The sequence below is a fragment of the Campylobacter concisus genome (assembly GCF_002913045.1).
In the GTDB taxonomy this organism is placed as follows: domain Bacteria; phylum Campylobacterota; class Campylobacteria; order Campylobacterales; family Campylobacteraceae; genus Campylobacter_A; species Campylobacter_A concisus_AP.
This window is the reverse complement of sequence record NZ_PPAF01000004.1, coordinates 114,710-135,030: the sequence shown is the minus strand read 5'-3', so window position 1 is coordinate 135,030 and position 20,321 is coordinate 114,710. Positions and strand designations below refer to the sequence as shown.

Annotated in this window: 19 protein-coding genes; 13 read left to right on the top strand and 6 right to left on the bottom strand. The window is 40.3% G+C overall.

The genetic code is table 11. The features are described 5' to 3' along the window. The first annotated feature begins 133 nt into the window (after positions 1-133). From CYP43_RS00720 to CYP43_RS00700, 5 genes are all read left to right on the top strand, one after another. A complete protein-coding gene (locus CYP43_RS00720; protein WP_103582133.1) occupies positions 134-763 on the top strand; it encodes a hypothetical protein in 630 nt (209 codons plus the stop codon). Then, on the top strand, positions 760-1,674 hold the full coding sequence (proC, locus tag CYP43_RS00715; protein WP_103582132.1) for a pyrroline-5-carboxylate reductase: 915 nt from the start codon (positions 760-762) through the stop codon (positions 1,672-1,674). The genes CYP43_RS00720 and proC overlap by 4 nt, the downstream gene beginning before the upstream one ends. A 23-nt stretch (positions 1,675-1,697) precedes the next feature. Then, the gene (locus CYP43_RS00710; protein WP_103582131.1) at positions 1,698-2,387 is read left to right on the top strand and encodes a tetratricopeptide repeat protein; all 690 of its coding nucleotides are present in this window, start codon (positions 1,698-1,700) and stop codon (positions 2,385-2,387) included. Between the two features lie 414 nt (positions 2,388-2,801). Then, positions 2,802-3,371: a hypothetical protein gene (locus CYP43_RS00705; RefSeq protein WP_103582130.1), complete on the top strand. Its 570-nt coding sequence runs from the start codon at positions 2,802-2,804 to the stop codon at positions 3,369-3,371. A 20-nt stretch (positions 3,372-3,391) separates the two neighbouring features. Continuing rightward, positions 3,392-5,833, top strand: coding sequence for a molybdopterin-dependent oxidoreductase (locus CYP43_RS00700; RefSeq protein ID WP_103582129.1), 2,442 nt, complete (start codon positions 3,392-3,394; stop codon positions 5,831-5,833). Between the two features lie 31 nt (positions 5,834-5,864). Here CYP43_RS00700 and CYP43_RS00695 read toward each other — a convergent pair whose 3' ends face one another. Together CYP43_RS00695 and CYP43_RS00690 are read right to left on the bottom strand one after the other, a co-directional pair. Continuing rightward, a complete protein-coding gene (locus CYP43_RS00695) occupies positions 5,865-6,173 on the bottom strand; it encodes a YolD-like family protein (RefSeq protein WP_223155376.1) in 309 nt (102 codons plus the stop codon). Further along, positions 6,163-7,425 carry a DNA repair protein gene (locus tag CYP43_RS00690; protein ID WP_103582128.1) on the bottom strand — a complete coding sequence of 421 codons (1,263 nt, stop codon included), beginning with the start codon at positions 7,423-7,425 and terminating at the stop codon, positions 6,163-6,165. Before CYP43_RS00690 ends, CYP43_RS00695 begins: the two co-directional genes overlap by 11 nt. A gap of 262 nt (positions 7,426-7,687) precedes the next feature. Here CYP43_RS00690 and CYP43_RS00685 point away from each other — a divergent pair, with 262 nt between their 5' ends. After that, on the top strand, positions 7,688-8,194 hold the full coding sequence (locus CYP43_RS00685; protein ID WP_103582127.1) for an autotransporter domain-containing protein: 507 nt from the start codon (positions 7,688-7,690) through the stop codon (positions 8,192-8,194). A gap of 167 nt (positions 8,195-8,361) precedes the next feature. Here the strand turns inward: CYP43_RS00685 and aroC are convergent, their stop codons facing one another. From aroC to CYP43_RS00665, 4 genes are read right to left on the bottom strand one after another with little or no spacing between them, the layout of a single operon-like run. Beyond that, the gene (gene aroC, locus CYP43_RS00680) at positions 8,362-9,429 is read right to left on the bottom strand and encodes a chorismate synthase (RefSeq protein ID WP_103582126.1); all 1,068 of its coding nucleotides are present in this window, start codon (positions 9,427-9,429) and stop codon (positions 8,362-8,364) included. Between the two features lie 8 nt (positions 9,430-9,437). Further along, a complete protein-coding gene (gene rnc, locus CYP43_RS00675) occupies positions 9,438-10,109 on the bottom strand; it encodes a ribonuclease III (protein WP_103582125.1) in 672 nt (223 codons plus the stop codon). After that, entirely contained in the window at positions 10,106-10,540 is a 435-nt protein-coding gene (gene rnhA, locus CYP43_RS00670) for a ribonuclease HI (protein WP_103582124.1), read from the bottom strand. The genes rnc and rnhA overlap by 4 nt, the downstream gene beginning before the upstream one ends. Then, positions 10,518-11,549, bottom strand: coding sequence for a tetratricopeptide repeat protein (locus tag CYP43_RS00665; protein WP_258032108.1), 1,032 nt, complete (start codon positions 11,547-11,549; stop codon positions 10,518-10,520). Before CYP43_RS00665 ends, rnhA begins: the two co-directional genes overlap by 23 nt. A gap of 55 nt (positions 11,550-11,604) precedes the next feature. Between CYP43_RS00665 and dnaG the strand changes: the two genes are divergently transcribed. The 7 genes from dnaG to CYP43_RS00630 all read left to right on the top strand — a co-directional run bounded on the left by dnaG (position 11,605) and on the right by CYP43_RS00630 (position 20,258). After that, positions 11,605-13,284, top strand: a complete 1,680-nt coding sequence (gene dnaG / locus CYP43_RS00660) for a DNA primase (RefSeq protein WP_103582122.1) — start codon at positions 11,605-11,607, stop codon at positions 13,282-13,284. 104 nt (positions 13,285-13,388) lie between these two features. Continuing rightward, positions 13,389-14,624: a M20 family metallo-hydrolase gene (locus CYP43_RS00655; RefSeq protein ID WP_103582121.1), complete on the top strand. Its 1,236-nt coding sequence runs from the start codon at positions 13,389-13,391 to the stop codon at positions 14,622-14,624. A 10-nt stretch (positions 14,625-14,634) separates the two neighbouring features. Next, on the top strand, positions 14,635-15,954 hold the full coding sequence (locus CYP43_RS00650) for an amidohydrolase (protein ID WP_103582120.1): 1,320 nt from the start codon (positions 14,635-14,637) through the stop codon (positions 15,952-15,954). Next, positions 15,951-16,649, top strand: a complete 699-nt coding sequence (pepE, locus tag CYP43_RS00645) for a dipeptidase PepE (protein WP_103582119.1) — start codon at positions 15,951-15,953, stop codon at positions 16,647-16,649. The genes CYP43_RS00650 and pepE overlap by 4 nt, the downstream gene beginning before the upstream one ends. Before the next feature lie 14 nt (positions 16,650-16,663). Next, a complete protein-coding gene (dcuC, locus tag CYP43_RS00640) occupies positions 16,664-17,974 on the top strand; it encodes a C4-dicarboxylate transporter DcuC (RefSeq protein WP_103582118.1) in 1,311 nt (436 codons plus the stop codon). A gap of 11 nt (positions 17,975-17,985) precedes the next feature. After that, positions 17,986-19,209, top strand: coding sequence for a peptidase T (pepT, locus tag CYP43_RS00635; protein WP_103582117.1), 1,224 nt, complete (start codon positions 17,986-17,988; stop codon positions 19,207-19,209). Between the two features lie 59 nt (positions 19,210-19,268). Next, positions 19,269-20,258: an argininosuccinate synthase domain-containing protein gene (locus CYP43_RS00630; protein WP_103582116.1), complete on the top strand. Its 990-nt coding sequence runs from the start codon at positions 19,269-19,271 to the stop codon at positions 20,256-20,258. Positions 20,259-20,321 lie beyond the last annotated feature (63 nt).

Here is a 20,321-nt window from a genome sequence, read left to right as displayed (position 1 = left end):
GATTAAAATTTATCAACCTTAAAACTATTTATGCTTTAAAATACCATACTTACTTTTCTATTTTTGCTTTTAATGTAATCAATACAAAAATGCTTAGTTTATGCTAGAATCGGCGAAAATTTAAAGGAAACCGATGAAAAAACTAAAATTTATCTTCACTCTCGCCGCCGCGTTTATTTTTAGCGGCTGCTACGAGACGACGCTGCTTACTCGCGTGCCGATCTCCATGCTTATTTCGGATAAAAGCTCGGACGTGAAATCCACGATCGTGCTAACGGATATAACGCCGCAGACGCACGTTACGAAAACAGTAACGGATAATGTGCGGGTTTTTGTCCCGGACGCTAAATTTAAGGACTTCCCGACGGGAGAAACCGCCTATGAGATGAGCGTTAGCGTCGGCAAGGGCGAAAAGGGTGGCAAAAACTCGGATAAGCGTGCCGTACGGATATATCTAAGCCAAGACGGCGACGTCTACGGCAAGCTTAGTAAAAACATGCTCGAGCAGTACGCGGGCGCAGCGAAGCAGAAAATGGAGCCGACGCTAAAAGCGGCGATCAAATTTGAAAACGACACGAAGGACGTCTATGAGCTGGTCGTGGGCAACGAATTTAAGGCTAGCGACGAGGCGCAGACGGGCGGCGTTTATACCTTGGCGCCGGGGCAGGTCACGGGCGCGATCTGGGCGGATAGTGCGGCGGTACGTGACGCGGTCGCGGGCAAGGCGGTCAAAATCGGCACTCTAAAAAAGTCGGCGAAATGAAAAGCGTAAAAATCGGCTTCATCGGCGGCGGAAATATGGGCGGCGCAATGATAGAGGCGCTTTGGCACGCGCAATCTAACGAAGCGGACGCGGGGCGAAGCTCGGCCGAGGACGAGCGGAAATCTAGCGGCGGTAGCGAGGCACACAGGGCGGAAAATTTAGCGCAAACGGACAAAACCCCGAGACCGCGCAAATGCGAAAAAAAGGCAAAATTTGAAATCATAGCCTGCGCCAGAAGTAAAAACGAAGCCTTGCGGCAAAGATTTGGCATAAAAATAGCCGCGAGCGAAACGGATCTAGCGTGCGAAGCGGATGCGGTCGTGCTGGCTACTAAGCCCGCTAGCTACGAGGCTATCTTGCGCCTGATTGCGCCTGATCTTGCGGGCAAAATTTTGCTTCTTTTGGCGCCGAATTTTGACATAAAACGCGCTAGGCAAATCGTAGGCGAGGGCGTTTATATCGCTCGCGCGATGCCAAATATAGCAGCTTGCATTGGCGCGTCGGCCACGGCTCTTTGCTTTGACGCTGGATTTAGCGAGGCCAAGAAAGAGACTGTGCGCGAGATAATCGCAAAAATAGGCAAAATTTACGAGATAGACGAGGCCAGGTTTGCCGCATTTACGGGCATCGCGGGAAGCTTGCTGGCGTATGCGTGCGCTTTTATCGAGGCTGCGGCGGATGCCGGCGTGCGGGGCGGACTACCTAGGCGGCTTTGCTACGACGCCGTCTGCGCATCCGTGGAAGGGACGGCGCGTCTGATCCAAAGCGGCAAGCACCCGGCCGCGCTAAAAGACGAGGTCTGCTCGCCGGCGGGAACCACGATCGAAGGACTTACCGCGCTTGAAAAAGGCGGATTTCGCGGCGCTTTGATGCAGGCCGTCGCCGCTTGCATCGCTAAAGCGAGGGATTAGGTAATTTTTTAAAAAGGATACGAATGAAATTCTTCATCATCGCACTATTTGCGGCGATAAATTTATTTTCTAACGAGCCCGGCCTTTCGCCATTGCTAGCCGCAGATACGCTAAAAAAGGTCAAAAAATGCAAAAATCCAGACCTAAACGCCACCAAAGAGTGCGTACAAGCGGGTATGATAGCGGCTAACTTAAAGCAAGACTACGGCGCGGCGGAGGGGCTATTTAGCCTAGCCTGCGCCAAAGGAGACGGCGAGGGCTGCTTTTATCTGGGCGAACTTTATAAAAATAACCTAGTAAAAGCCGCGGATAAGAGCGAGCGCGAGACTAAGATTAGCGCGTATTACAAGGCTAGCTGCGTCCTTTATGAGTATTTGCCCGGTTGCTTGGCGCTAGCTAATTTCATGCAAGAAGAGCTGGGCGACGAGGTGCAGTCGTTTGCGATAAACAATACCCTATGCAACAAAAAATACGCTCCCGGATGCTACAACGTGGGCTGGATGATAGAGCGAACGGGAGGCGATATAGGCGAGATGATGGAGTATTACGAGCGCTCGTGTAAGCTAGGCTACGTAGGCGGCTGCGAGAGGGCGGCGTGGCTGTATGAGGGAAATTTCAACGAAAACAGATACGAGCAAGTAAAAAAAGACGCGAAAAAGGCAAAACAAATGCGAAAAAAGGCTTGCGAGCTAGGCGATAAGCAAAGCTGTTAAATTGACAATAAGGCGTTTTGACAAAAATTTTAAAATGTTAAAACTCTAGAAAGTCTTAGCATGGCCAGCAATGTAGAGTAGTAACTTTTAGTATGTTTTTGAATACTGTAAGAAGTTTACTAGTTTGTATTTTTAAGTTTATCAAAGTCTTACCACATTTTTTGTGGTAAGTAGTGAAGTAAAGTAAAGTTTTTACTTCACTAGACTCAAAAGTAAAATTTTTATAGAGCTTGTGTTTGCTTATATTTTTAGCTATCAAAAACAATCGACAAAACCAATTGATAAATTTTCTGCTAAATCTTATTTCTAATAAAAGTAAATATTAACTTTCTTAAATAAAACTAAATATAACAATGTAATTTTAAGCCATTAGGTTATAAGATTTTTTTAAATTTTATTTTTAAGGATTGCAACATGAAAATGCTATTTTTAGCCCCTGTCTTAGCATGTAGTCTTGCTTTTAGCGCCGATGTGATCGCAAAAGATGCCAATATAACGCTAGATGGCAAGATGATCGGAAAGATCGAGGTTTTAACACCAGTTGAAGTCGTCGAAAAAGGCGATAAAACGAGCAAGATCAAGGTTAGTGGCGTAGTTTCGGCAAATTACTTAGCCCAACTTCAAAGAAGTATAGAAGATCCAGAAATCTTTGTAGCTTTTAATGACGAGAGTGAGGCAAATTTCAAAAAAGTAAAAGATCTTGAAGATGACTACGGCGAGGTTTGGTACCAAGCAGAGGGTGTTTACGAAGTGCCAAATGACGTACTTGGTGACGATACAAAAAAGCTTTACGTAAAAGCACAACAAATTTACGAAGAGACCTGCTCTGCTTGTCATAGACTTCATGAGCCAAATAGCTTTACAGCGGCTCAGTGGCCAGCAAATTTAGCTGGAATGGTCGATGCAAAATTTGTAGCACTAGACGAAACTGACCTAAATTTAGTGCTCAAATACTTACAACACAATGCCAAAAAAGTAAAATAAATTTTCATAAGGGAGAAAATATGAAAAGACGAGATTTTATAAAATTTTCTGCACTTGCAGCCACTGCGGCACAAGCGAACAAGATTGAAGGTGTGACAAAAACCATTTTTGACCAAAAGAAAACTTTTGGAGCAAATAGATTTGGTCTATTTTGGGCAAATACCAACTCAAATCAAATCGTCTCTGTTGATCCATTTGAAGGCGATAAATTCCCAAATACAATGAATAATAGCTTGCCAGATCTCATCCAAAATGAAAGTCGCGTACTTTATCCGTACGTAAGAAAAAGCTACTTAAAGGCAAAAGGCGCAGCAAAAAGTGAGCTTCGTGGCAAGGAAGAATTTGTACGTGTTAGCTGGGATACAGCACTTGACCTTGCTGCAAAAGCCTTAAAAGAAAATTTTGACAAATATGGCCCTGAGAGCATCTACGGTGAGTGCTACTGGTGGGGCGGCAGCGGTAAGATCAGCTGGGGCAGAACCGTTGGTCACAGGATGCTAAAAGTGCTTGGCGGATACGTCGAAGAGAGCGGCGACTACTCAACTGGAGCTGGGCTTGTCATCATGCCTCACGTCCTTGGAAATAGTGCAGTTTATGACGCTCCTACAAAATGGGAAGCTATGGTTAAAAATGCTAAGAACATCGTATTTTGGGGTACTGACCCGCTTGTAACTGGTCAAATTTCATGGCAGCCACCAACACATGACGGTTATCTTGGTATTAAAAAGATAAAAGAGGCAGGCATTAAAACTTATAGTGTTTGCGTCTTCAAAAATGACACCACAAGATACCTTGACTCTGAAACTATCATCGTCCGTCCAAATACCGACGTAGCAATGATGCTTGGCATGTGTCACTATCTTTATGAAAACAAACTCTATGATGAGGAATTTATAAAAAAATACACAGTTGGTTTTAATAAATTTAAAGATTATTTGCTTGGTACGACCGACAAAGTGGTAAAAGACGTAAACTGGGCTAGTAAAATTTGTGGTGTAAAAGCCGAAGAGATTGCAAAATTTGCTACCGTACTTGCAAAAGAGCCAAGCACTATTATCGCTGGTAGATCTCTTCAAAGACAAGATCACGGTGAGATGGGATTTTGGGGCATAGTAACACTTGGTGCGATGCTTGGCCACATCGGTAAAGAGGGTCTTGGATTTGAGTTTAACCTCTACTACGGAAACGGCAGCACCGACAAGATAGCACCTGCTCTAAAAGGTATCAGTACTAGGATAAGCGAGAAATATGAAAATGTAGATGGTGCTCCGTGGAAGAAATTTAAAAACGTAACCATCCCATCTTCAAGATCAATCGAAGCTTTGCAAAATCCTGGCAAAGAGATAGATTATGATGGCTCAAAGATTAAGCTACCGCACATGAGAGTGGCTTACATGGCGTCTGGATCGATGTTTACAAGGCATCAGGACGTAAATAATGCCGTAAAAGCGTGGCGTAAATTTGACACCGTAATAACCGCTGAGCCATACTGGACAAGCACAGCTAAACTAAGCGACATTGTCTTACCAGTGGCACTTGAGGTAGAGAGAAATGACATCAACCAAAGTGTCCCATCAAGCGAATACATCGTGGCATACAAACCAGTAGTTGAGCCAATGGGCGAAAGTAGAAGCGACTACTGGATATGCTCACAAATTTGCAAACGCTGGGGTAGAGAAGAGGTCTTTACTGAGGGTAAAGATGAGCTTGGCTGGGCAAAAGAATTTTACGCAGACGCGGTGGAGCAAGCCAAGGCACTAGATCTTAAAATGCCAAACTTTGATGAGTTTTGGAAAGAGGGATATGTCAAATTTGACAAAGACAATGAAGAGACAAAATACTACACAAGACTTAGTGCATTTAGAGAAAATCCACACAAAAATCGCCTTGGTACGCCATCAGGCAAGATAGAAATTTACTCTCCAACTATTGCTAAATTTGGCTACAAAGACTTTGCTCCACACTTTGCTTGGATCGAGCCGTTTGAGTGGCTTGGTAGTGAAAAAGCTAAGAAATATCCATTTAGCATCACAACCCCACACTCAAGATACCGCTTGCACTCTCAGCTAAATAACTCAATAATTAGAAACTACGCTGAAGTGAGCGCAAGAGAGCCGATGTTAATAAATACAAACGACGCTAAGAAAAAAGGCATCGCAACTGGTGATGTAGTGAGAGTCTTTAACGATAGGGGTGAAATTTTAGTAGGAGCGCTTGTCACTGACATCATCCCAGAGCGTGTCATCGCTATTTGTGAAGGTGCATGGTATGATCCTGAAGTGCTTGGAGAAAGAAGCCTTTGTAAGCATGGCTGCATCAATGTCCTAACACGCGACAAAGGCACATCTAGTATCGCTCAAAGCAACTGCGGACATACGATACTAGCGGATCTTGAAAAATATAAAGGCGAGATCAAACCAATAACTGCCTTTTCTAAACCAAAAATTTTACAATCTTTGTAGAATTTATATAAATTTAGCCCTCGTTCGGGGGCTAAATTATTTTTAGGTCATTTATATCTTCAAATTTGATCCTAGTTTTTACAACCATAAGAGTTTTGTTTTTGAAATTTACGTCAGAGATTAGTCCGCTAGCACTTGTATAGGTGTAGCCGTCATGATAGCTCACATATACTTCATCAGCTGGCCTTAGCTCGCTTATCTTTTTAAAAATTTCATCGACCTTGCTCTCATCAAGCTCTAGTTTTTCGCATTTTTCTCGCTCTTTTTGTCGCAAGGCTCGCTCTAAGGTTGATAGGGGATTAAACGAGCTAAAAATTTTTGCTCTATCTTTACTCGCCACTTTTGTGCCCTCCGATCTTTTTATTTCTATCTTGCCCAGTGGCTTCTGGTAGTAGATCGATCGCTCTTAAAACCGAGTTTTTACCAAATTTTTCTTTTATGAGATTTAGGGATTTTAAAATCGCCTTTTCTTTAGCGCCATCATCAAAAAGACTTTGATGAGCTAGGCTTTCTTTTACTACGTCGTTTGCACTGATGCTAATTTGCCTAATCAGCCCAACATTTTTTATCTTGTTTAAAAGTAGCTCCTCAGCCGCGCTCATCAGTACGCTTGAGACATTTGTTGGTGTCTTAAACCGAACGCTTGCACGTTGTAGTGGCTCGAGTTTGTCGGCAAATTTTATATTTATCGTTATTCCGCTCGCCATTACTTCTTTGTTGATCATCCTAAGTGCTAGTCTATCCGCCATCTCTTTTAGCACGATCACTGCCTCACAACGTTCGTAGTCTCTTGGTAAAATTTCAGAGCTAAAGTAGGATTTTGTACTTGGTTTATATGCTTTTATATCAGCTATTGTTGTTGGCTCTATGCCATTTGCGTGATCTATCGTTATATAGGCATCGACTCCAAAAAAATTCTCAAGCAAGCTTCGCGGAGCATTTGCTATATCTTTCATACAAAAAATTCCATGTTTTTCCAGCTTTAGCCTAGTTTGCTTACCGATACGCCAAAAGTCATCCAAGGGTTGATGCGTCCAAAGACGTTCTTTATAAAGCTGCTCGTCTAAAAATGAAATCCCATCATCACTGTGCTTAGCCAGGATATCAAGGGCGATTTTTGCAAGGTATAAATTTGTGCCCATGCCACAGGTGGCCGTCACGCCAGTAGTTTTTAAAATTTCATCCATTATCTTTTTGGCTATGGATTTTGCATCGGTATTATAAAATTTAACATAAGAAGTAAGATCAATAAAGGCCTCATCGATAGAATAGACATAGATATCATCTTTTGAGACATATTTTAGGTATATCTCATAAATTTTAGCCGCATAGTCGATGTAAAACTGCATTCTAGGCGGTGCGATGATAAATTTTATAACCTTTGGTATCTCAAAAAGTCTGCATCTATTTTTCACACCTTTAGCTCTAAGAGCCGGGCTAACGGCTAGGCAAACACTTCCATTGCCACGACTATCGTCAGCCACGACTAGATCGGCTTTAAACGGATCAAGTCCTCGCTCTACGCACTCAACTGAGGCGTAAAATGACTTTAGATCAATGACGGCATAAAATTTTTGTGCTTCGTTTTTCATGGAGTGATTATAGATGAAAATTAGTAAAAGTTCGTTTTTGAAAAATCGATCTTAAAGCTAAAATTTCTAATAAAAATTTTTTAGAAACAAAATAAGTAAAATGGATAAATTTTATTAGTGGAGCCAGAGCAAATGCAATGCATAAAGAAGTTAATATAATTGGCTCTACTATTGAAAAAAGTAGACAATCAGGTGTTTATATTGGTTTAATAGATAGAAGTGATGTAAATTTTAGTAAAGTAAAAATAAAAATGGCGAGTCTATGCTTGGGGCTTTTGCTATACCAACATTTGATAACAGCGATGAAGATGCCAAAATAGATGGTAGAGTTAGAAATTATGGATTTGGTATTTTTTCAAGGCTAAATTTACCACGTGATTTTTATATCGATCTCATGGCAAAAGCTGGTAGGAGTCAAACTAAGGTTGATGCGAAAAATGTTGATTATAAAATCTCAATGCCATATTACAATGCTAGCTTTGGCGTAGGCAAAAAGATAAAATTTGATAGTTTTATGCTTGATAGTGGGCTAAACTACACACTCTCTTATGTCGGTAGCGATGAGGCAGATATCGGACAAAGCACATTAAAATTTAGCAGCGTTACATCAAGTGGAGCCAAAATTTACTCAAAGATAGCCTATGATGCTGGTAAATTTAATCCTTATGGAAAAATTAGCGCTGAGTATAAATTTAATACAAAATCAAAAATAGCAGTGATCCAAGAAGACGAGGAGATAAGCCTAACTCAAAAAGGCACAAGCTCATAGGTTGAGGTTGGTCTAAGATATACACCAACTTATGCAACACTCATAAATTTTGACATAGCACAATCTTTTGGTAAAAAAGATCAAAGCAGCGCAAAACTTCAGTTTGCTTATAGATTCTAAAAATTTAGTGGCTTTTTGGGCCACTAAATTTACTTATTTTTATAGATTTAGCCGTAAATTTTCTTTAAATTTTCAAGCTTTGTGCTAGCATTTAGCAGTAACATATCGGCGATAACTAGCCTTATCATCGCGGTTGCAACGATGCTTCCTCGTATACCTATGCATGGATCATGCCTACCTCTTAGCTCAAAATCTACCACTTCGCCAGCTAAATTTAGCGTCTTTTGCTCTTTAAATATCGAAGGCGTAGGCTTAAAATGGCTCTTTAACACGATCTCAGCGCCGCTACTTATGCCGCCAAGTATACCACCAGCGTTGTTGCTCAAAAAGCCAAGTTCGTCCATCTCGTCGTTGTTTGCTGAGCCCATCATAGAGCTTACATTTACGCCAGCACCTATCTCAACGGCTTTTACACCATTTATGCCCATTAAAGCCGCTGCTAGAGCACTATCAAGCTTATCATAAAGTGGCTCACCAAGACCAGCTGGCACGCCTTTAGCCACGCTTAAAACCACAGCTCCTACGCTATCGTGCTCGCTTCTAGCTTTATTTATCACTTCTTTCATCGCTTCTTCATTGCCAAGAGCGTAAATTTGAGAATTTTTAGCAAAGTTAAAGTCTATTTTGTCGCTAAAAATTTTGCCTATACCAAGCACTCCACTTAAAATTTCTATATTAAACTCATTTAAAAGTAGCTGCGCAAAAGCTCCACCAGCTACTCTAACGGCCGTTTCTCTTGCGCTTGAGCGTCCGCCGCCTCTGTGATCTCTAAAACCATATTTTTTGAAATATGTAAAATCCGCATGGCCTGGACGGAAAATTTCACGTAAATTTTCATAGTCGTTTGACTTTTGATTGTTGTTAAAAATGGCAAAACCTATCGGCGCTCCAGTACTCATGCCATCAAAGATGCCGCTAAAAATTTCTATCTTATCGGCTTCATCTCTTGCGGTTGTAAAATTGCTTTGTCCAGGACGACGCTTATCAAGCTCACTTTGGATGAAGTCTGTATCTATCTTTAGCCCAGCTGGAAGTCCATCTATCACACCACCGATCGCCACCCCGTGGCTCTCGCCAAAGGTTGTTAATGTTAGTTTTTTGCCAAATGTATTCAAAATTTTTCCTATTTTTTGATTTTTTCTAGTGCGATTTTTGCTGCAAGCTGTTGGGCTTGCTTTTTAGAGCTGCCAACGGCGCGTGAAATTTCTTTGCCATTTAGTAGCAAGGCTATCTCAAATTCTTTCTTGTGGTCAGGACCTGACGTGCCGATGAGTTCGTATGTTGGGATGACACCAAGATTAGCCTGAGTGACCTCTTGAAGAGCGGTTTTGTAGTCCTTTTCAAGGTGTGCAAAGTCGATCTGTGGATAGCAAAGTTCAAGCAGAGCGATCGAAATTTCTCGCACTTTATCAAGTCCAGCCTCAAGGTAGATAGCGCCCATCACTGCCTCAAATGCATCGCTTAAAATGCTTTCTTTCTCGCGTCCGCCATTGTTCTCTTCAGCCGTACTTAGTCTTAAAAATTTACCCATTTTTAGATGCCTTGCCATATTTGCAAAGCTTTTTTCATTTACAAGCGCGGCTCTTAGCTTACTCATGTCGCCCTCTGCGATCTTGCTAAATTTCTTAAAAAGATACTCAGCCACAAGTAGATCCATAACCGCATCGCCCAAAAATTCGAGTCTTTCGTTATTTAACGCCTGTTTGGTACTTTTATGCGTTAGCGCCTCTTCTAAAAGTTCAGTTTTTTTAAATTTATATCCAAGATTTCGTTCAAATTCTTCTAAATTTTTCATATCTTATTCTCATCTTTTATTTTTAATGCCTCATCTCTTGCCATCTGGTCGCACTCCTCGTTTTCAGGGTGTCCAGCATGCCCCTTAACCCAGCTTGCCACGACTTTGTGAGGCTTTGAAATTTCTAAATACTCCTGCCAAAGCTCGACATTTTTTACGTTTTTAAAATTTCTCTTTTGCCAGTTGGAAAGCCACTCATTTATACTATTTACCACGTATGAGCTATCGGTAAAGAGCCTCACTTCGCAAGGCTCTTTTAGCGCTTTTAGCCCCATTATTGCAGCTTTTAGCTCCATTTGATTATTTGTAGTATATGCCTCGCCGCCACTCTCTTTTTTCTGCGCTTCATTAAATCTCAAAATATAAGCCCAGCCGCCAGCTCCAGGGTTTCCAAGGCACGAGCCGTCGCTAAAAAGTGTTACTGTCTTCACTTGGTTTTTCTGTGATGTGGGATAAAATTTTTACACTTCCTAGCTCGTGGCAGACTGGACAGCGGTAAAAGTGCATCGGAAATGAGTTTTTGCAGCTTTTACAAACGTAGTTAAAGCTTAGCCCAGCCGCCTCAAATTTAGCATCTTTTAGTTTTTTGATGACGTTTAGCTCAAAGCCATAAATTTCGCAAAGCTCATCTATATCGCCCTTTGCGTAAAAGAGTGATTTGTACTTTGGATCGCTTAAATTTATAGGCGTTTTTAGGTTGTAAAGCAGATCGATCACATCTTCAAAACGAGCAAAATCTTTTAAATTTTCTAAATTTTCATTGTGCCTTATGAAAAGTGCTAAGATCATACGTCTTAAAAGCTCAAAATTTTGGCTAAGACGGGAGAGAATTTCTACCTTTTCATTAAAGCTTAAATTTCTATCATCAAGCGTACTGATCGCCTTTATATAGGCCTTTTGATCTTTTACATTTACACCAAGCTCTTCAAGAGAATTTAGCGCATAAAGGGCTTCTTTATAGTTTTTAAGTTTTTCATCTATCATCGTTAAAAAGCGAAGTGCAAGCACATTTCTTGGACTTAGTTCAAGCACTTTTTCAAAGACTTCGCTAGCTTTTTTTAAAAATCCAGCCTTAAAATAGACCTCTCCAAGCTCGTTTAGGATAAATTCTTTTTCATTTTTATCTCTAACTTTGCCAAGTGCGATGAGATAAACACTAATTGATTTTTCAAAATCACCATTTTTAGCAAAAGTTTGCCCTAGCATGCAAAGGCTTTGAGCGTCTATCTCTGGGCTTTGTAGCATCTGTTTATGCTCGCTACTTATGCCATCTTTACTATCAAATTTTCTTATAAATTTTTCGATTCTTTTTTTCTCATCTTTACTTAAAAAGATACCCCAAGCGTAGCTTAATGCAGCTATCATCAAAATAATGCTAAATAAAATAATAAGGCTAAATATCGGATCTCTATGCCCAATGAAAAAAATATCCACGCTCATACTTTGTAATAAAATTTTACTTTAATTATAACAAAGCAGTTGTATAATTTTGCTTATGATAGATCCAAAATCCATTGAAAAACTCAAAAATCAAATCGATATCGTTGACATTATAGAGCACTATTTGCCAGTCAAAAAAATGGGTGCAAACTATAAATGTGTCTGCCCATTTCACGATGATAGAAATCCTAGCATGAGCATAAGCCAAAGCAAGCAAATTTTTCACTGTTTTGCTTGCAAGGCCGGCGGAGATGCGATCAAATTTGTAATGGATTATGAGAAATTAACCTATCCAGAAGCTATCGAAAGAATAGCTAGCCTTGTAAATTTTAGCCTCGAATACACAAGCGATAAAGCTCCAACACAAAAAGAAAATAAGCACATTTTAGAAAAGGCAAATGCCTTTTATAGGAGCGAATTTTTCAAGCATGAATCCGCTGTGAGATATATCTATTCTCGTGGCATAAATGATGCGATGATCGAGAAATTTGAGCTTGGCTGGGCAGGGGAGAGCGCTAGTACCATTAGGCTTTTGCAAAATGAAAATATCGAGCCAAAAGAGGCGCTTGAGGTTGGAATCGTAAAGCAAAACGAGAAGGGAATTTATGCTAGTTTTATCGAGCGTATCACATTTCCCATATATGCGCACACGGCAAAACTAGTTGGCTTTGGCGGTAGAACGATCTCAGATCATCCTGCAAAATATGTAAATTCTCCACAAAGCATAGTTTTTGACAAGTCAAAGCTACTTTACGGCTACCACTTAGCTAGGCAAAGCATCTTTGAAAAGAAGCAGATCATCATCACAGAGGGTTATTTAGATGTCATCATGCTTCATTTTGCAGGCTTTACAAACGCTGTTGCCGTACTTGGAACCGCACTTACAACTAATCACTTACCACTTTTAAAAAGAGGAGAGATAAGTGTAGTTCTTTGTTTTGATGGTGATGGAGCTGGTATAGGTGCAGCTATAAAATCATCTCGCCTTTTGGTTCAAAACGAGATAGACGGAAGTGTTGTTATCATAAAAGATGGTGCAGACCCTGCAGATATGGTTTTTGCAGGTAGAAGCGACGAGCTAAAAGAGATGTTTGGCTCTGGTACTGAACTTGGAGAGTTTTACATCGAGCAAATTGCCAAGAAATACGACATATCACGCCCAGTACAAAAGCAAAAGTGTTTAGAAGAGATAGTGGAATTTACAAATTCTCTAAAGCCAATAATCGCAAAAAGCTATGAGTCGTTAGTCGCAAATTTGCTCAAAATAGAGCTAAATACTTTTAGCCTTCATGGACAAAGATATATAAATAGACAAGATCAAAATTTTACAAATGCTACAACGACAAATAAACAAGTGGCTCAAAAAAAAGATAAAACTGATATTTTGGAATTTAGCGTTTTAAAGAGCATGCTTGCAAATAAAAATTACGAAACTATCGTTTTAAACGAGCTCGAGGAGAAATTCTTCTTGCATCATAAAGATTATTTTCAGGCTGTTTTATTGCCAAATATTGAAGATAACGCGGTACTTGTTAGAGAAATTTATGTTGATGAAAGCTCAAATGTAGCTTCTAGTGAAGAGAGCCTTAAAGAGGCCATTTTAAAGCTAAAACTAAAATACTATGAGAAGTTTCGCGAAGATACTAGAAAATCACAAAAACCAAATAAAATCGAAATAATGCAAAAAATTTCAGAGATCATTAAAGGCTTACACAACAAGCTACAAAAAAATTAGATTTAAAAATTTAACACTTATTCAGCTTTAAATCATAAAACTAAATGTAAAATGTTCAAAGTAATAAATGTTTTTAAGATTAGTTTTATTTTTAAGGATTTATTATGATAAATTTTAAAAGATTTGAGGCGAATTTTAATGCTATAAGCAGATTTGGAGCATTAAAAGGTGGAGGGCTAACAAGGCTTGCATTTAGCAAAGAAGACTTGGAAGCTAGAAATTTTCTTATAAATTTAATAGAAGAAAATGGCTTTAAACTTAAAATTGACAATGTTGGCAATATCTTTGCCATCTATGATGATGGCTGTGAGCCAGGTGAGAAGCCAGTTTGCGTAGGCTCTCACATAGATAGCGTGCCAAATGGTGGATTTTATGACGGCACACTTGGCGTTATGGCTGGATTTGAGGCATTAACCTCTATAAAAGAAGCTGGCATTAAACTAAAGCGCCCACTTTGGCTCATAAATTTTTGCTGTGAAGAGTCAAGTCGTTTCAAGACAGCGACCATTGGTAGCAAGATAATAAGCGGCAAACTTGGTCTACAAAGGCTTCATGAATTAAAAGACGAAGATGGCATATCGCTTTTTGAAGCGATGAGTAAATTTGGACTTGAGCCACAAAATTTAAATAATTCTATTTTAAAAGAACACTCGCTTCATTCATATTTAGAACTTCACATTGAACAAGGCCCAGTGCTTGAGCGAAGTGGCATAAGCGTTGGTATAGTAAGCGGTATCGCCGCTCCTATAAGATTTGAAATTATTATCCATGGTAAGGCAGATCACAGCGGTGCAACTCCGATGAATATGCGTAGTGATGCTTTGCTAGCTGCTTCACACATCATAATCGCTGCCAATAAATTTGCTAAAAACAAAAAAACAGCTGTGGCTACTGTTGGTTACGCACATGCAAAACCAGGCGTTTTAAACGTCGTACCAGGCGAGGCAAGGCTTGGAGTTGATCTAAGAGATATTGATAAGACAAGTCTAGAAGAGCTAAATTTAGAGCTTAGAAATTTTATAAAAGAGCTAAGCGGTGAGCTAAATTTTAGTTATGAGATAAGAGAACTAAGCAGTGACGAGCCAGTAAAACTAAGCGAGCATGCTATAAATTTACTAAGCGAAGAGGCTGCTAAACTGGGCATAAAAACGCTTACTTTGCCAAGCGGAGCTGGACACGATGCGATGAATTTAACAAAACTTGCAAGTAGCGTTGGCATGCTTTTTATACCTTGCGTTGGCGGCATCAGTCACAATATAGCAGAAGCTATAAATTTTGATGATGCTTTCAAAGCTACACAAATTTTAACAAATGCACTAATTAAACTATCAAATGAATAAGGAGAAATCTATGGATAAGATAGCAAATTTGGCTCTTTCTTTAAAAGATGAGCTGATCAAGGATCGCAGGTATTTTCACTCGCATCCAGAGACTGGTTGGTTTACATTTTTTACAACCGCCGTACTAGCAAAGAGGCTTAGTGATCTTGGTTATGAAATAAGCCTTGGTGACAAGGTTGTTAAAGCTGATGCAAGGCTTGGTCTTGGCTCAAAAGAGCAATGCGAAAAAGCAATAGAAAGAGCCAAAAAGCTCCTAAGTCCTGAAGAGGCAAAATATCTTCCTTATATGAAAGATGGCTTAACAGGCCTAACAGCTTTTATCGACACAAAAAGGCCTGGTAAATTTACAGCATTTAGATTTGACATTGATAGTGTTGATGTGACAGAGAGTGATGAGCCTACTCACAGACCTTATAAAGATGGTTTTGGCGCAGATATCGCTGGTATCACGCATGCTTGTGGGCATGATGGTCATATATCTATAGGCCTTGGTGTGGCAAAACTTATAGTTGAAAATTTAGATGAGTTTAACGGTAAGTTTAAATTTATCTTCCAAACAGCAGAAGAGGGCACAAGAGGAGCTGTGGCTATGGAAGCTGCTGGTGTGCTTGATGGTGTAGAGTATCTATTAGGCGGACATATCGGCTTTCAAGCAAAAACCAATAGGGGCATCATCTGTGGAACAAATAAGCTACTTGCAACTTCAAAATTTGACGTACATATCACTGGTCGTTCAGCTCACGCAGCAGGAGCACCTCAAGATGGCGCAAATGCCCTTTTAGCCGCATCTCAAATGGCACTAAGCATGCATGGTATCACAAGACATGCAAAGGGTGTGACTAGGATAAACGTAGGCGTTTTAAGAGCAGGTGAGGGCAGAAACGTCATCGCACCAAATGGCTATCTAGCTTGCGAAACAAGAGGTGAAGACACAAATTTAAATGATTTCATGTATGAAAGATGCATGGATATAGTTAAAGGTGTGAGCGAAATTTATGGCGTAGAGAGCAAAGTCGTAAAAACTGGCGGCACAAACGGAGCCGATAGCGACAAAGAAGTAACTGAAATTTTCTATGAAGCTGCAAAGCAAAGTCCTTTTATAGATGATGATAAGATCGTAAAAGAGCTTGATTTTGGTGCTTGCGAGGACTTCGCTCATTTTATGAGAGCTTTGCAAGATAGGGGCGCAAAGAGTGGCTATATGATGATAGGAACAAATTTAAAAGCAGGCCATCACAACTGTAAATTTGACTTTGATGAGGAGTGTTTGGTGGCTGGAGTCGATGTCTATCTAAGATCTGCTTACAAATTAAATGGAGTAAAAAAATGAAAAATGCTTTACTAATCAGTGCTTCAAGCTATCAAGATACTGGCTATTTAAGGCACTGCAAAAACTGGGTTAAGGAATTTTTAGGTGAATGCGGCAAGGAAGAAATTTTATTTATCCCTTACGCTGGAGTTAGGCGAACAAATGACGAGTATGAGCAAAAAGTAATTGATAGATTAAAAAATAGCAATATAAAATCAATCCATCACTATGAGGATAAAATTTCAGCTATCAAAAATGCTAGCAGTATTGCAGTTGGCGGCGGAAATACCTTTATGCTGCTTTACACGCTTTATAAGCTAAATTTGATTGAGCCTATAAAAGAAGCTGTGGCAAATGGTGCAAAGTATTTTGGCTGGTCGGCTGGCGCAAACATAGCTGGCAAGACGATGATGACGACAAATGATATGCCTATCATCATGCCAAAGTCATTTGATAGCCTAAATATCTTCCCATATCAGATCAATCCGCACTTCATAAGTGGTAAGCTAGCAGGTCATAACGGCGAGAGCAGGGAGGAGAGATTGGAGGAATTTTTGATAGCTAATCCAAAAGAGACCATTTACGCACTGCCTGAAGGCACGGCTTTGCTCATAGAGGGTAGCGAGGCCCAGGTCATAGGACACAGCGAAATTTTAAAATTTGAGTATCAAAAAGAGATAGAAAAAATAGAAGTTGGAACTAAATTTAAAATCTAAGCAAGGAGAGAGGTATGGAAACATTTAAGCTAATTGCTGCCATTCTTGGCATCGCAGCTGTTGTAGCACTTCTAGTCTTAAAAAAAGAGACAAGAACAGTGCTAATAGGTGTTGGTTTGGTGCTTTGTATAATCGCACTAAAACCGATGGGGGCATTAAGTGCTTTTACTGACTATATGACTAAAGCAGGGCTTATAAAGGCGATTTGTGCAAGTATGGGTTTTGCTTTTGTTATGAAATATACAATGTGCGATAAACACCTTGTTGCGCTTCTTACAAAGCCACTTAAAAATGTGGGCTTTATCTTGATCCCTGCAACAACCGTGCTAACTTATTTTATAAATATCGCTATCCCTTCAGCTGCAGGATGCTCCGCTGCTGTTGGTGCGACGCTTATACCGCTTCTAATGGCTTCAGGTATCCGCCCAGCTATGGCTGGTGCTGCTGTCTTTGCAGGGACATTTGGTGGAGTTTTAAGCCCAGGATCGGCTCACAACGTCTATGTGGCTGATCTTGTTAAAAAGACAGTTGAGGGCTACACAGTTCAAGATGTCATAAAAGTGCAAATTCCAAGTGCATTTACTGCTCTTGTTATCGTAGTGATCGCATTAGTTATTGTTGCGATACTACTTAAAGACTATCAAAAAAATACAAATTTTACTCTTGAAAGTAGTGCTGCTAGCGAAGAGAAACCGCTATTTAAAGTAAATTTCATCTACGCCATTATGCCTTTAGTTCCACTTGTTATCTTGGTTATTGGTGGAACAAGCCTTGCGAAAGACTACAGCTTTCTTGCATGGACAAAGATGGGCGTTGCTGAGGCGATGATACTAGGTGCCATCATAGCTATCTTTGCTACGCTTACAAATCCGCAAAAGATCACAAAAGAATTTTTTAACGGAATGGGCCACGCTTATGCTGATGTTATGGGTATCATCATCGCAGCTGGTGTCTTTGTCGCTGGCCTAAAGGCATGTGGAGCCGTTGATGTGGTCATCGCATGGCTAAAAACAGATCAAAGTTACGTTAAATTTGGCGGAACGTTTGTGCCATTTATCATGGGTATAGTTACAGGTTCAGGTGATGCCGCTACATTTGCATTTAACGAAGCTGTCACAACAAATGCCGCTGCACTTGGTTTTGAGCAAGATAAGCTTGGTATGGCTGCAGCTATTGCTGGTGCTTTAGGTAGATCAGCTTCTCCGATCGCTGGTGCTGCTATCGTTTGTGCAGGCATTGCGATGGTTAGTCCAGTTGAAATCGCTAAGAGAACATTTTTAGGTATGTTTATCTCTGTTGTAGCGATTGCATTTTTTGTCATCTAAAAGGATAAAAAATGGATATCGTAGAGAGATTTTTAAACTATACGAAATTTAACACCACAACAAATAAAGAAAATGGGTTAAAAGGCGTTATGCCTTCTAATCCAACCGAGTATGAGCTGGCTCTTTTTTTAAAAGATGAGCTTAGCTCGCTAGGTATAAAAGATATTATCTTACAAGACAATGCTATCTTGATAGCAAAAATTCCTGCAAACTGCGAAAATACTCCAAGTATCGCCTTTTTTGGGCATTTAGATACAAGTAGTGAGCAAAAAAACGACACAAAAGCTAAAATCGTAAAATACACTGGTGGCGACATCTGCCTAAACGAAGAGCAGGGAATTTATCTAAAATTTAGTGATAATCCAGAGCTTAAAAAATACGTTGGCGACGACATAGTCGTGACTGATGGCACTAGTCTGCTTGGGGCTGATGATAAGGCGGCGATCGCTAGTATCGTAAATATGGCCAGCTTTTTCATGCAAAATCCTGATGTAAAGCACGGTAAAATCGTGATCTGCTTCGTGCCAGATGAAGAGCAGGGCTTACTTGGGGCAAAAGCACTTGATGTAAATTTGCTGGGAGCTGATTTTGGCTACTGCCTAGACTGCTGCGAGATAGGCGAGCTAATATATGAAAACTGGAACGCGGCTGACTGCACAATGGTCTTTAAAGGCGTTTCGGCTCATCCGATGAATGCAAAGGGCAAGCTTGTAAATTCGCTACTTCTTGCGCATAAATTTATCTCGCTTTTGCCAGGCGGCGAAGTGCCAGAGTGCACCGAGGGCAAAGAGGGCTATTTTTGGGTAAAAGAGCTTAGCGGAAACAGCTCAAAAACGATGCTCAAGATCGACATAAGAGAATTTGACGAGGCGAAATTTCAAAAAAGGCTTGAGTTTTTAAGCGATATGACAAATTCATTTAATAAAATTTATGGAGATCGTTGCGAAATCACGCTAAAAACACGCTATGAAAATGTCTTTAAATTTTTAAAAGATGAAAACTCACTTCCGATAAAACTAGCAAAAGATGCCTTTAGTGAGCTAAATATCACGCCAAATATAAAGCCAATGCGTGGCGGATATGATGGCGCTGTGATATCTGCAAAAGGTGTACCAACGCTAAATTTATTCACAGGGGCAAATAACTTTCACTCCGTCTTCGAGTACTTGCCAGTTAGCAGCCTAAAAGCCGCGAGTGAAGTCATTAAAAAAATCGTAATTAACGCTGCTAAATAAACTTCATAAAAGCCTAGATTTAGTAAATTTAGGCTTTAAATTTTACTTTCAGGACAAAAATGAAGGCTTTAGCTTTGTTTAGCGGAGGGCTTGATAGCATGCTCTCAATGAAATTAATAAGCGATCAAAACATCGAAGTGGTCGCACTTTATATGGATACTGGATTTGGCGTAGATGAAGAAAAACATGAAATTTTAAGACGCCGCGCAGCTTTGGCTGGAGCTAGCTTAAAAGTGGTTGATATGAGAAACGAGTATCTTCGTGATGTGCTTTTTAACCCAAAATACGGCTACGGCAAGCAGTTTAATCCATGCATCGACTGCCACGGATATATGTTTAAAACCGCTCTTAATATGCTAAAAAGTGAAAATGCAAATTTTATAATCACTGGCGAAGTCGTAGGACAAAGACCGATGAGCCAGCGCAGAGACGCACTTTTTCAGGTTAAGCGCCTAGCTGATGACGAGGATGATTTGGTGCTTCGTCCGATGTGCGCTAAACTCTTGCCGCCAACTAAGCCAGAGCGCGAGGGTTGGGTTGATAGAGAGAAGCTGCTTGATATAAGTGGGCGTGATAGAAAGCCGCAGCTTGCTTTGGCAAAGGAATTTGGCTTTGAGGACTTTGCAACGCCTGGAGGTGGGTGTTTGCTAACGATCGAGAGCTTTGCTGTGAAGATAAAGGATTATCTAAATTTTGATAAAGAGATGCGAGATATCGATGTAACGTGGCTAAAGCTTGGTAGGCATCTGCGCTTGCCAGATGGTGCAAAAATGATAATAGGCCGTGACGAGAGCGATAATAACGCTCTTTTAGCGCATCCAAATGATAAATTTGAACAAGTAAAATTTAAAGAGAGTGATGACATCGTAGGAGCCGTTAGCTTCATAAGCAAAAACGCTAGTAAAGCTGACAAAGAGCTGGCCGCAAGGCTCGCATTAGCTTATACAAAAGCAAGTAAAGAAAATAAATTTGAAGTTAGCATCGCTGGCGAGAAATTTAGTATCACACCTGAGGATAAATCTCTAGCTCAAAATTATTTTGTAAAATAGACGTTTTGTCGATTCTTGGTGCTTTTACTTTGTGTTTGTAGATAAAGATGGTTTTTATCTACA